Raw genomic sequence first — 11,852 nt, 5'->3', positions numbered from 1 at the left:
CTGAAGGACCCCATCAACCCATCAGGAGAGAGAAATGCCTTCAGCCAAACGTCTTTTCCGAACTGTGGCGACCAGTGCATTGATCGCAGCCTCGCTTGCAGGCACGCCCGCCTTCGCCAAGCAGGCGAACATAAAATCGATGTCATTCCATACGGAAAGCGCCAACACGACAATCCATGTCGGCTCGAGCGACAAGCAGAAATGGGACACGCTGAAAAGCGGCAACGTCCAGTTCTGGGGCCACATGAATCTCGACCTCTGGTGGCCTGGCTATGTGCAGGATGTCGCCGTGTCGCTCGGCGTCTGCGGACCAGGCCAGTGCCAGGCGTTCCCGCCGATCTGGAGTGCTTCGCCGCTTAGCCGCGACTACGACCACCAGGAAAATTTCTCCTTTGATCCCTCCATCATCCCGCTGTCATCGAATACCGGCATCGCCGTCGTACCCGATGGCGATGAGATCATCGCCAAGTGCAACCAGCACCTCCAGGCCGACGGCCCGACCAAATCCTATTCATTCACGCACACATTCCACGCCAGTTTCTCGGCAGCCACCGACACTGCTCTCGACATGGACAATGCGGTCAGCGAAGTACAGGGCGGCAGCTGGCCGCATCCGCTGTACGGATCGCACTATGCCGAGCATGGCTCGTTCGACGTTCAAATCGTCTGCGATGCGGTCGTCAAACCAAAGGTCCAGGACATCGCCACCGATTTTGGCGAGTTCGACGTGAATGACGTCAGGCTGTTCTTGACGACATACCAGTCCAACCAGCCAGGCTCCGCGCCTGGCACTGTTTGCCCTTCGCTCAGGGTCACCAGCCGGGCGCAAGCCAACCAGGCCGGGCCGGTTACGATGCGCATCTGGCGCCAGAAGGACGGTGGGCCGATCACCTCCGAGGTGCAGCAGGCATGGGCTTCGTACGATGCAGCGAAGAACGGCTATTTCGCGCTTTATGAAAAATGGGAGGATGTCGGCGCCACCGCCTATTTCCAATACAAGACCGAGATTGTCGGCAACGACCCGTTCGAGCCCTTCGACGGCTGGAAGGACATCACCGTCCATTGCACGAGTGCCGGCGGCGGCGGCTTCACCGATTCACCGCAGGACAACCCCGTCAACCCGCCGGTTCATTCGGACTGGCAGGGGCGAGGTCACCGTGTCCGACAGCGCCGGCCTCAAGAAACTCTGCCCGTGCAAGGGTCAGGTGACGTTCGAAGTCGAGCGCGATGCGCCGGGCGCGTTTCACTACCGCATCAGTTGCTCGAATGGTGCCTTCTTTACCGGCACGACTGCGGCCTTCAACAATGGCGGTGTGTTCAAGGCGAGCGCCGCGCACGATCTCAGCATCGTCAGGACGCGCTCGATCCAGTGCACCCTGCAGGAAATCAAGCAGAACGGTTCAATCGCGACCGTCGATACGGATACGGAGGATTTCACCTGCATAAAGCGCACCTTTGATCCGAAGGCCGACGATCTCGTCTCGACCACCCGTCCGGATTCCGATCAGCCCAAGCTGCCTCCGGTCGTCGTCGATCCCGGCCGTAAATGTCTGCCCAGCCAGAAGCTGATCCACGGCAAATGCATCGACAGGCCGCTCGTAGACGCGTGCCGCAGCACCGAAAAGCTCGTCAATGGCAAGTGCATTGGCATCAGCATCCACTGCTGCCCGGCTACCATCAGATCGGACTAGAATGCGTAAGGAATCCGGTGATCGCCGACAGGTGCAACCGCAATGAGCTGCGCATCGACGGAAGATGCGTGCGCAAGCCGCCGGTCGTTATCGACTGCAAGCGCGGCTACCATTTGGTCGGCAAGGCATGCGTCAAGAACCCGGTGATCGTCACCGCCTGCCGTGCAACCGAAAAACTGGTGCGTGGACATTGTGTGCCCAAGCCGCCGCTGAAGAAGCCCGATCTGCAGAAGGTGAAACAAGGCAACGGCAAGCTCTTCCTGCCACGGACGGCCAGGCCGCGGCTTCATCCGAACTGAAATCCAAGGCCTTGCCCTGGAAAGTCCTTGCACTGGAGGAAAGGTCTGCACAGGAGAGAAGTGGCTCGCACCGCTTCTCCCCTTCTGCGCGGATGCGGTATTGACGCCGGATTCCTGTCGACAAGCGGCGCCGAGATGATTACGCCGATGGGGCTCAACAACGGGAAGCGGACATGGCTCAAAAAACCCTGATCGCGCCATCGGTGCTGGCGTCCGATTTCTCGAAGCTCGGCGACGAGGTCGAGGCGGTGGCGGCCGCCGGCGCCGACTGGATCCATCTCGACGTCATGGACGGGCATTTCGTCCCCAACATCACCTTCGGGCCGCCGGTGATCAAGGCGATTCGCAACCGCACCAAGGCCTTCTTCGACTGCCATCTGATGATCGCCCCCGCCGACCCCTATCTGGCCGCCTTCGCCGAGGCCGGGTGCGACGGCATCACGGTGCACGCCGAAGCCGGGCCGCATCTCGACCGCTCGCTGCAGACGATCAAAAACCTTGGCAAGAAGGCCGGTGTGTCGCTCAACCCGGCGACACCGGAGACGATGATCGAATACGTGCTCGACCGGCTCGATCTTATCCTGATCATGACGGTCAATCCGGGCTTCGGCGGCCAGGCCTTCATTCCGGCGATCGTAGACAAGGTGAAGCGGGTGAAGGCGCTGATCGGTGACAGGCCGATCCGGATCGAGATCGACGGCGGCATTTCGCCTGAAACTGCGCCCCTGGTCACCGCCGCCGGCGCCAGCGTGCTGGTCGCTGGTGCGGCCATCTTCAAGGGCGGCAGCGTCGAGGCCTACCGGGCAAATATCGAGGCAATCAGGGCGGCGGCGGACAAGGCGGCCGGCTGACCGCCGCCGTTCGGCCGGAGACAGCCGCTCGGGGGGACTTATGAGCAACCATCTGTTCGATGCTTTCCGTGCCCGGATGCCCACGCCCGGACGCCTTTTGATGGAGGCAGAGGACGGGCGCTCGATCAGCTATGGCGAAATGCTGGCGCGCTCCGCTCAACTGGCACATGTGGTGTCGCAGCTGGGCGTCGAAGCCGGCGACTGCGTCGCCGTTCAGGTCGAGAAAAGCCCGGAGGCCATTTTCCTCTATCTCGCCTGTCTGCGTGCCGGCGCGATCTTCCTGCCGCTCAACACCGCCTATACGCTGACCGAGCTCGACTATTTCTTCAGGGATGCCGAGCCGCGACTGATCGTCTGCGACCCGGCGCGAGTGACCGAGATCGGCGCTTTGGCGCAGGCCTCGGGCGCTGCGGTCGCGACACTCGGCAGCAAGGGCGAGGGTTCGTTGACCGATCGCGCCTCTGAGGCGGCCGTGGACTTCCACGACGTGGCGCGCGGACCGGACGACCTTGCTGCGATCCTCTACACCTCCGGCACCACCGGCCGTTCGAAAGGCGCCATGCTCAGCCACGAAAACCTCGCCTCGAATGCGCGGGTGCTGGTCGACCTCTGGCGCTTCACTGCCGCAGACGTGCTGATTCACGCGCTGCCGGTTTTCCACACGCATGGCCTTTTCGTCGCCACCAATGTCGTCCTGATGGCCGGCGCCTCGATGCTGTTCGAAACCAAATTCGACCCGGCCCGCATCGTCTCGCTGCTGCCGCGCGCCACCGTGCTGATGGGCGTGCCGACATTCTACGTCCGCCTGCTGCAGCAGGACGGTTTGAACCGGCAAGCGGCGAAAAACATCCGCCTGTTCATTTCCGGCTCGGCGCCGCTGTTGGCCGAGACGCACAGAGCCTGGCGAGAGCGCACCGGCCACGCCATCCTCGAGCGCTACGGCATGACCGAGACCAACATGAACACGTCGAATCCATACGAGGAAGAGCGGCGAGCCGGCACGGTTGGCTTCCCCTTGCCCGGCGTCTCCCTGCGCATCGCCGATCCCGATGGCGGCGAAACACTTGCCCGGGGCGAGGTCGGCATGATCGAGGTCAAGGGCCCGAACGTCTTTTGCGGCTACTGGCGCATGCCGGAAAAGACAAGGGCCGAATTCCGTGACGACGGTTTCTTCATCACCGGCGATCTCGGGCTGATCGATGCCGACGGCTATGTCCACATCGTTGGCCGCGGCAAGGACCTGATCATTTCCGGCGGCTACAATATCTATCCAAAGGAAGTCGAGAGCGAGATCGACGCGCTGCCTGGCGTCGCCGAAAGCGCTGTCATCGGCGTTGCCCATCCGGATTTCGGCGAAGGCGTCACCGCTGTCGTGGTGAGGGCGCCGGGCTCGACCATCAGCGCCGCAGGGATCGTCGAGGCCATCGCCGGGCGCCTCGCCAGGTACAAGCATCCGAAACGGGTGATCTTCGTCGACGAACTGCCGCGCAACACGATGGGCAAGGTGCAGAAGAACCTGCTGCGCGAAGCCTACAAGGACCTCTATACGTCCAAAGCCGGCTAACCCTAACGAGCAGGGCTGCCTGCAAAAACCTTGGCACCATCGATCCAGACGCTTTTAATGTCCAGATCGTCCGACAGCGAAACGATGTTGGCCGCGGTACCGTTGGCGAAGCGCCCGAGCCGGTGCGACTGGCCGATCGCCTGCGCCGGATAGAGGGAGGCCATGCGCAAGGTTTCATCGAGGTCGAGACCGACGACGCGGTGCATGAAGCGCACCGCGGAAATCATGTCGAGATCCGCGCCCGCCAGCGTGCCGTCGGCAAGTGTCAGCCTCCCATCCTTGCGGTGGATGGTGCGGCCGTTCAGCGTGAACGAGGTCATGTCGGTGCCGATCGTCGCCATGGCATCGGTAACGAGCAGTATCTTGCCCGGCCCCTGCTTGGCGCGCAAGGCGATGGCCATGGTGGCCGGATCGACATGGATACCGTCGGCGATGATCCCGGCATAGAATGTGCCGGTATCGATTGCGGCGCCCGCTAGCCCTGGCTCGCGATTGCCGATCTGGCTCATCGCATTGAACAGATGGGTGACCACGGTTGCGCCGGCCTCGGCAAAGGCGCGAGCCGTGGCATAGCCGGTATCGGAATGGCCGATGCTGACGACAATCCCGGCCTTGCTAAGCGCCGACACCTGGCTGGGCTCGACGGATTCGGGCGCCACCGTCGTCAGCAGCACGGGCAGGTTTTTCCGTGCGGCGATCAGCATCGTCTGGTCGGAGTCTAGCATCGGCCGGATCAAAGCCGGGTCATGTGCGCCCTTGCGGGCGATCGACAGATGCGGCCCTTCGAGGTGCAGGCCCAGGAACCCCGGCACCTTCCTCCGTGCCGCCTCGGCTCCGGCCGCAACCGCCGCGGCGGTGATCTCGGACGTGTCGGTGATCAGCGTCGGCAACAGCGCCGCCGTGCCGAAGGGTGCGTGCGCCCGGCAGATGGTCTCGATCGAGGCGACGTCCGGATGGTCGTTGAGCATGACGCCGCCGCCGCCATTGACCTGCAGATCGACGAAGCCAGGCGCCAGCATGCCGCCGCCGGTCTCGATACGCGCAACATTGGATGGAATGGCGCCGGCGGCAACAATGGCCTCGACGAGGCCGTCGCACACGAGCGCCGCATTGTCGTGCCAGTCGTCGCCATCGAAAATCCGGGCGCCAGTCAGGGCAAAACGGTCGCTCATAGGGTTTCCGTTACTTTGCGCAGATTGGGCGGCGTGTCGGGGTCGAGGCCGCGATGGCGGGCAAAAGCCTCGACGAAACCATAGAACGACACGATCAGCGTCAGCGGGTCGGTCAGCGGATGACCGGTTGCGACATGCGGCAGGCGCTGAGCGCTCTTTGCCTTGTTCGACGTCACAAAGACGGCAGCGCCCTTGCCGGCCAGGCTGTCGGCGGCATCGGCCACCGATGGCTCGGACGCATCGCGAGCAGCCAGAGCCAGCACCGGGAAACCGGGACCGACCAGCGCCAGCGGGCCGTGCATGACCTCGGCGGCACTATAGGCTTCCGCATGCATGGCGCAGGTTTCCTTGAATTTCAGCGCCGCCTCGTTGGCGATCGCCGCCGACGGGCCGCGGCCGAGAATGAACAGCGATTTCGGCGTCTCGAGTGCCCCAGCCAGCGCCATCCAGTCGCAGGCGATCGCCTTGCGAAAATGCTCCGGCAAGCGCGCGAGCGCCACCAGGAGTTTCTCGTCGCCGGTGCAATGCGCCATCAAGGCGAGTCCTGCGACGGCTGAATTGACGAAGGTCTTCGTCGCCGCGACGCTGCGCTCCGGTCCGGCCAGGATGTCGATCGCGTAGTCCGAAGCCCGCGCCAGCGGCGAATCGGCGGTGTTGGTGATGGCGACGGTCAGCGAACCGCCGGTCCTCGCCGCTTGCGCCATTGCAACGATGTCCGGGCTCTTGCCGGACTGCGAGATCGCCAGGCAGGCCGAGCCGCCCAGCTTCAGCTTGGCGCCATAGATCGAGGCGATCGACGGGCCGACCGATGCAACCGCCAGCCCGGCGGTCAACTCCACGGCATATTTCATGAAGGTTGCGGCATGGTCGGACGAGCCGCGCGCCACGGTGACGACGAAATTCGGGTCGCGCTCGCGAATGCCGCGTCCAGCTTCCGTCAGCACCGCGGCCGAGCCATCGAGCAGACGGGCGGTGGCCTCCGGGATCTCCTCGATCTCGCGCCGCATATGGGTCGTTGTCGCGGTCATGGTCGGCCCTCTTCGCCCGGCCCGCTCAGCCGGAGTTCGGCGACAAAATCATAGGCGTCGCCCCTGTAGATGGAGCGGGTAAACTCGATCACCTTGCCGCTCGCCAGATAGGAGATACGCTCGATGTGCAGGCCGGCAATGCCCGGCGGTACTTCCAGCAGATGTGCGTCGCCATCGCCGAGGTTGGTGGCGGAAATGCGCTGCACCGCCCGCACCGGCCTGTTGCCGGTCTTTTCCAACGCGGCGTAGAGCGACGAACCAATCGCCGCCGGATCGGGCAGCACGCTTGTCGATAGCGAGGCGCGCTCGATCGCCAGCGGCGTGTCGTTGGCGATACGAAGGCGCGCCACGCGCGCAACCAATTCGTTCGACGCCAGGCCGAGCACCATCATCTCGTCGGGCGACGGCGGATAGAGGCCGCGGTCGAGCCAAGCCGAACGCACCGCCATGCCGCGCCGCGCCATGTCTTCGGTAAACGAGGTCAGCATCGACAGCGACTGCTCGACGCGCTCCATGCGCGGCGCAACGAAGGTGCCGGAACCATGGCGCTGGACGAGGATGCCGCCTTTGACCAGGTCCTGCACCGCCTTGCGCACGGTGACGCGCGAAATGTCGGCCTTGCTGGCGATGTCGCGCTCGGAAGGCAGCGCATCGCCAGGTCCGATCAGCCCGCGTTTGACCGCATCCTCGATGCTCTTCCTGAGCTGCAGATAGAGCGGCGCGCCACTCTGCGACGATTGTTTCAGCGCCGCGAATATCTGGTCGGCGGCCTCGCTCATCGAGCTGCCTCCGCCGTGTTTGCGAAAATCCGAACCGCCATCTGCACCGCGCCGCCCAGCGCGTCATCGAGCGGCGGTTTCAGCAGCGCCCGGTAGCGGGCCGACAGGCGCGGCGCATAAAGCGGCGCCAGCCCGCCGAGCAGGCAGAGCGGATCGTCGCCGCCGAGGTCGAGCACGCCAAGCGCTGCCTCGACATCGGCGACCGCCTTGTCGAGGATCCAGATAGCGACGGCGTCGCCTTTTTCGGCATGTTCGAACACCTTGGGCGCGAAGCCGCCGAAATCGCCGGGCTTGGCATTGGTGGTGAATTCGACCACATCCTCGGGATTGTTGCGGAAAATGGCGAGCATGGTCTGCGTCAGCGGCGATCCCTGGCGGATGCCGTCATAGGCGAGCAGCGTCTGCTCGAGCAGGTCGCGGCCGATGCGGGCGCCGCTGCCCTGGTCGCCGACCTGAAAACCCCAGCCACCGATGGCGCGCGACTTGCCTCGTCTGCGCGCCATATAAGCGGTGCCGGTGCCGAGTATGGCCATGGCGCCCTCGCCTGAGCCAACCGCGCCTTCCAGCGCGATCTCGGCATCGGTCTCGACGCGGCTGATGCGGAACGGCAGGATCGCTTCGAGCTGCTGCCGGTAGGTGCCGACATTGGCGCCGGCAAGACCGAGAACGGCCGGAGTTTGCGGGATCAGTGCGGGATCCCTGCCCGCGGCGACAAAGGCCTGCTGCGCTGCGTCGACGATGTTCGTCCTGGCGCCGGTGAGATCGGTTCGGATGTTGGCGGCACCGCTTTTGGCGCGGCCGAGGACGCTGCCGTCGGCCGTTGCAAGGGCCGCCCTGCAGCTGGTGCCGCCGCCGTCGATGCCGAGCACGAATTTCACGCGATTTCTCCTCCGGGTGGATAATACCAATAAAATACCAATAGCCAAGGATTAATTTCCGTTTCAAAAAAGTTAAGGCGTAGTTTGTTGGAAAATCAGCCAATTGCGTTCGCAAGCCTGCACCGCCGCAAGGATTTCATTAATGCGTGTGGACAAGTGGTATTTTTTTGGTATGGTTTTCTCGATTGGAGGAAAGCGGATGGCCGAAACGCGCACCGAAGCGCTTCACCAGAATGCCGAGGAACTGGATATCCAGGCCCCGGAAGCCGTCCTTTCCTCGTTGGCCAACGCACAGATCGAGGCCGCCAAGGCTGTGCACGGCGCCATTCCTGCCATTGCCGGGGCAGCCGAAATCATCGCAAGCAGACTGAAAAGCGGCGGCAAGCTCGCCTATGCGGCTGCCGGCAGTTCGGGCCTGATGGCACTGGCCGATGCGCTTGAGCTGCCGGGCACTTTCGGCATCCAACGCGACCGCATCGCCATCCTGATCGCCGGCGGCGACGAGGCCTTCAAGACACTGGCCGGCGGGCCGGAGGACGACACCGAGGAAGCTTCGGCAGCAGTTGCTGCCGCCCGCATCGGCAAGGGCGACTGCCTGATCGCCGTCTCGGCCAGCGGCTCGACACCTTATGCAGTCGGGGCGATCGAGGACGCCAGGCGCCGCGGTGCGGCGACCATTGCCATCGCCAACAACAGGGATGCGCCGCTGCTGCGGCTGGCCGACATCGCCATCCTGCTCGAAACGCCGCCGGAGCTGATTGCCGGCTCAACGCGCATGGGCGCAGGCACCGCCCAGAAGATCGCGCTCAACATGCTGTCGACGCTCGCCGCCATTCATCTCGGCCATGTCCATGACGGCTACATGGTCAACCTCATGGCCGACAACATCAAGCTGCGCGACCGCGCCGCACGCATCGTTGCCGCCGTCAGCGGGCGCGACAAGGACGAGGCGGCCCGCCTGCTCGAAAGGAGCGGCGGCGTCGTCAAGACCGCTATTCTGCTCGCCGCCGGCGCCGCCAGCGCCGATGCAGCCGAGAAGATATTGGAAGGGACCGGCCACAAACTGCGGCCGGCGCTTTCCGCGATCGAGGGGAGCAAGGGGCGCAATGCCTCTGTTCTCATCAAAACCGAACCTGAAAAAGGTCAACAGGGAGACTGAGCATGACAACGAAGCTACTGACGGCACTTCTTCTCGGCACCAGCGTTCTCGGCTCCGCCGGGGTGGCTTATGCCGACGACGTAACGCTCAACATCGAAAGCTGGCGCGGCGACGACCTTGCCATCTGGAAGGACAAGCTGATCCCGGCCTTCGAAGCCAAGAACCCGGGCATCAAGGTGGTGTTCGCGCCGTCGGCGCCAACCGAATATGACGCCGCCCTCGGCGCCAAGCTCGCCGCCGGCTCGGCCGGCGACCTGATCACCTGCCGCCCGTTCGACAAGTCGCTGGAACTCTTCAAGAAGGGCAACCTCGCCGATCTGTCGGCGCTGCCGGGCATGGAGAACTTCTCCCCGGTGGCCAAGTCGGCCTGGCAGACCGACGACGGCAAGGCGACATTCTGCGTGCCGATGGCCTCGGTCATCCATGGCTTCATCTACAACAAGGACGCCTTCGACAAGCTCGGCATCAAGGTGCCGACCACGAATGAGGAATTCTACGCCGCGCTCGACAAGATCAAGGCCGACGGCACCTACATTCCGATGGCGATGGGCACCAAGGACCTCTGGGAAGCCGCCACCATGGGCTACCAGAACATCGGCCCGAACTACTGGAAGGGCGAGGAAGGCCGCGCCGCACTGATCAAGGGCGAGCAGAAGCTGACCGACCCTCAGTGGGTCGAGCCCTTCAAGGAACTGGCCAAGTGGAAGGACTATCTCGGCGACGGCTTCGAGGCGCAGACCTATCCGGACAGCCAGAACCTGTTCACGCTCGGCCGCGCCGCCATCTACCCGGCCGGCTCGTGGGAGATCGGCCTGTTCAACACGCAGGCGCAGTTCAAGATGGGCGCCTTCCCGCCGCCGGTGCAGAAGGCCGGCGACACCTGCTACATCTCCGACCACACCGACATCGGCATGGGCCTCAATGCGGCCTCGAAGAACGCGGATGCGGCCAAGACCTTCCTGTCCTGGGTCGCCTCGCCTGATTTTGCCACCATCTATGCCAACGCGCTGCCGGGCTTCTTCAGCCTGAACAACACGCCGGTGAAGATGGAAGACCCGCTGGCGCAGGAATTCGTCTCCTGGCGCGACAAGTGCAAGTCGACGATCCGCTCGACTTACCAGATCCTGGGCCGCGGTACGCCGAACCTCGAAAACGAGACATGGGTTGAATCGGCTAACGTCATCAACGGCACCGACACGCCGGAAGCTGCCGCCAAGAAACTGCAGGACGGTCTCGACAGCTGGTACAAGCCGGCGAAGTAAGAGTGCGGCGAAGCGTTGTCTCCCCCCTCAAGGGGGAGATGTCGCCGAAGGCGACAGAGGGGGTCGGTCGAGGCAGGCTGCGGCTTGATCGCTGCTGGAAAGCACGGTCGAACGACGATGGCGCGCTGCCTCTGCCGACCCCACCCGCCTCGCTTTGCGAGGCACCCTCCCCTCGAGGGGGAGGGAGGCGCCGCGCTCTTTGACGGCAATAACAAGACCTGATCGGCGGGGACCGAACGCATGGCCGCAGCACCGAAAAGACCGTTCCGTTGGCATATCGGCGTTTTCCTGGCGCCGGCAGTGCTGGTCTATACGGCAATCATGATCCTGCCGCTGGCCGGCACGCTGCAGCTCTCCTTGTTCCGCAACATAGACCAGTCCCAAGTCTTCGTGGGACTGGCAAACTTCCGCACGCTGTTCGGCGATCCTAACTGGTCGGTGGGCTTCTGGAATGCTCTCCGGAACAATGTCTGGTTCTTCATCATCCACATGCTGGTGCAGAATCCCATCGGCGTCCTTTTGGCGGCGCTGCTGTCGAGCCCGCGGCTGAGATTCTCCGCCTTCTACCGAACGGCGATCTTCGTGCCGACGATCCTGTCCTTCGTCATTGTCGGCTTCGCCTGGAAGCTGATCCTGTCGCCGCTGTGGGGCGTGGCGCCGCATCTGCTCGATCTGGTCGGCCTCAAGAGCCTGTTCACGCCCTGGTTGGGCAAGGAGCAGTACGCGCTGACCACACTCAGCCTGATCTCGGTCTGGCAGTTCGTCGGCATCCCAATGATGCTGATCTATGCGGCGCTCTTATCCATCCCCGAAGAGGTGATCGAGGCGGCTGAATGCGACGGCATCACCGGCATGTCGCAGTTCTGGAAGATCAAGCTGCCGCTGATCCTGCCGTCGATAGGCATCATCTCGATCCTGACCTTCGTCGGTAATTTCAACGCGTTCGACCTGATCTACACCGCGCAAGGGGCGCTGGCCGGGCCGAACTATTCAACCGATATCCTCGGCACCTTCCTCTACCGTGCCTTCTTCGGCTTCCAGTTGCAGATCGGTGATCCCAACATGGGCGCGGCAATCGCCACGATGATGTTCCTGATCATCCTGGGCGGCGTCTGCGTCTACCTGTTCCTCGTGCAGACGCGCCTGCGTCGCTACCAGTTCTGAGGCGC

General features: G+C 63.7%; 12 protein-coding genes. 7 read left to right on the top strand and 5 right to left on the bottom strand.

The genetic code is table 11. From position 1 onward, the window contains the following. Nucleotides 1-21: 21 nt before the first annotated feature. Nucleotides 22-246: a hypothetical protein gene (locus NKJ73_RS25850; protein WP_352571540.1), complete on the bottom strand. Its 225-nt coding sequence runs from the start codon at nt 244-246 to the stop codon at nt 22-24. A 43-nt stretch (nt 247-289) separates the two neighbouring features. Here NKJ73_RS25850 and NKJ73_RS25845 point away from each other — a divergent pair, with 43 nt between their 5' ends. From NKJ73_RS25845 to NKJ73_RS25830, 4 genes are all read left to right on the top strand, one after another. Next, nucleotides 290-1,459, top strand: a complete 1,170-nt coding sequence (locus tag NKJ73_RS25845) for a hypothetical protein (protein ID WP_352571539.1) — start codon at nt 290-292, stop codon at nt 1,457-1,459. A 249-nt stretch (nt 1,460-1,708) separates the two neighbouring features. Further along, the gene (locus NKJ73_RS25840) at nt 1,709-1,990 is read left to right on the top strand and encodes a hypothetical protein (protein WP_352571538.1); all 282 of its coding nucleotides are present in this window, start codon (nt 1,709-1,711) and stop codon (nt 1,988-1,990) included. A gap of 173 nt (nt 1,991-2,163) precedes the next feature. Next, nucleotides 2,164-2,841, top strand: coding sequence for a ribulose-phosphate 3-epimerase (gene rpe, locus NKJ73_RS25835; RefSeq protein WP_352571537.1), 678 nt, complete (start codon nt 2,164-2,166; stop codon nt 2,839-2,841). Nucleotides 2,842-2,881: 40 nt separating this feature from the next. Continuing rightward, nucleotides 2,882-4,405, top strand: coding sequence for a malonate--CoA ligase (locus tag NKJ73_RS25830; RefSeq protein ID WP_352571536.1), 1,524 nt, complete (start codon nt 2,882-2,884; stop codon nt 4,403-4,405). Between the two features lie 2 nt (nt 4,406-4,407). Here the strand turns inward: NKJ73_RS25830 and nagA are convergent, their stop codons facing one another. The 4 genes from nagA to NKJ73_RS25810 are packed head-to-tail and all read right to left on the bottom strand — an operon-like array spanning nt 4,408 to nt 8,262. Then, on the bottom strand, nt 4,408-5,577 hold the full coding sequence (gene nagA, locus NKJ73_RS25825) for an N-acetylglucosamine-6-phosphate deacetylase (RefSeq protein ID WP_352571535.1): 1,170 nt from the start codon (nt 5,575-5,577) through the stop codon (nt 4,408-4,410). Then, a complete protein-coding gene (locus NKJ73_RS25820; RefSeq protein ID WP_036239401.1) occupies nt 5,574-6,605 on the bottom strand; it encodes an SIS domain-containing protein in 1,032 nt (343 codons plus the stop codon). The genes nagA and NKJ73_RS25820 overlap by 4 nt, the downstream gene beginning before the upstream one ends. Beyond that, nucleotides 6,602-7,384, bottom strand: coding sequence for a GntR family transcriptional regulator (locus tag NKJ73_RS25815; protein ID WP_023679844.1), 783 nt, complete (start codon nt 7,382-7,384; stop codon nt 6,602-6,604). The genes NKJ73_RS25820 and NKJ73_RS25815 overlap by 4 nt, the downstream gene beginning before the upstream one ends. After that, nucleotides 7,381-8,262, bottom strand: a complete 882-nt coding sequence (locus tag NKJ73_RS25810) for a glucosamine kinase nucleotide-binding domain-containing protein (protein WP_352571534.1) — start codon at nt 8,260-8,262, stop codon at nt 7,381-7,383. The genes NKJ73_RS25815 and NKJ73_RS25810 overlap by 4 nt, the downstream gene beginning before the upstream one ends. Nucleotides 8,263-8,461: 199 nt before the next feature. On the opposite strand from NKJ73_RS25810, the gene NKJ73_RS25805 reads away from it, so the two are divergent. The 3 genes from NKJ73_RS25805 to NKJ73_RS25795 all read left to right on the top strand — a co-directional run bounded on the left by NKJ73_RS25805 (nt 8,462) and on the right by NKJ73_RS25795 (nt 11,847). Next, entirely contained in the window at nt 8,462-9,421 is a 960-nt protein-coding gene (locus NKJ73_RS25805; RefSeq protein WP_352571533.1) for an N-acetylmuramic acid 6-phosphate etherase, read from the top strand. Nucleotides 9,422-9,423: 2 nt separating this feature from the next. Then, nucleotides 9,424-10,683 carry an ABC transporter substrate-binding protein gene (locus tag NKJ73_RS25800; RefSeq protein WP_352571532.1) on the top strand — a complete coding sequence of 420 codons (1,260 nt, stop codon included), beginning with the start codon at nt 9,424-9,426 and terminating at the stop codon, nt 10,681-10,683. Nucleotides 10,684-10,923: 240 nt separating this feature from the next. Then, nucleotides 10,924-11,847, top strand: a complete 924-nt coding sequence (locus NKJ73_RS25795; protein WP_352571531.1) for a carbohydrate ABC transporter permease — start codon at nt 10,924-10,926, stop codon at nt 11,845-11,847. The last annotated feature ends 5 nt before the right edge of the window (nt 11,848-11,852 follow it).

It is taken from the genome of Mesorhizobium sp. M0074, from assembly GCF_040322975.1.
Taxonomy (GTDB): domain Bacteria; phylum Pseudomonadota; class Alphaproteobacteria; order Rhizobiales; family Rhizobiaceae; genus Mesorhizobium.
The sequence above is the reverse complement of the archived record's forward strand: the minus strand, read 5'-3'. Positions and strand labels throughout refer to the sequence as shown.

Excerpts from the sequence above, each read along its gene's own strand:
- NKJ73_RS25805 (WP_352571533.1), top strand. The coding sequence starts at position 8,462 with ATGGCCGAAACGCGCACCGAAGCGCTTCACCAGAATGCCGAGGAACTG.
- rpe (WP_352571537.1), top strand. The coding sequence starts at position 2,164 with ATGGCTCAAAAAACCCTGATCGCGCCATCGGTGCTGGCGTCCGATTTC.
- nagA (WP_352571535.1), bottom strand. The coding sequence starts at position 5,577 with ATGAGCGACCGTTTTGCCCTGACTGGCGCCCGGATTTTCGATGGCGAC.
- NKJ73_RS25820 (WP_036239401.1), bottom strand. The coding sequence starts at position 6,605 with ATGACCGCGACAACGACCCATATGCGGCGCGAGATCGAGGAGATCCCG.
- NKJ73_RS25830 (WP_352571536.1), top strand. The coding sequence starts at position 2,882 with ATGAGCAACCATCTGTTCGATGCTTTCCGTGCCCGGATGCCCACGCCC.
- NKJ73_RS25795 (WP_352571531.1), top strand. The coding sequence starts at position 10,924 with ATGGCCGCAGCACCGAAAAGACCGTTCCGTTGGCATATCGGCGTTTTC.
- NKJ73_RS25850 (WP_352571540.1), bottom strand. The coding sequence starts at position 246 with ATGTGGCCCCAGAACTGGACGTTGCCGCTTTTCAGCGTGTCCCATTTC.
- NKJ73_RS25800 (WP_352571532.1), top strand. The coding sequence starts at position 9,424 with ATGACAACGAAGCTACTGACGGCACTTCTTCTCGGCACCAGCGTTCTC.
- NKJ73_RS25815 (WP_023679844.1), bottom strand. The coding sequence starts at position 7,384 with ATGAGCGAGGCCGCCGACCAGATATTCGCGGCGCTGAAACAATCGTCG.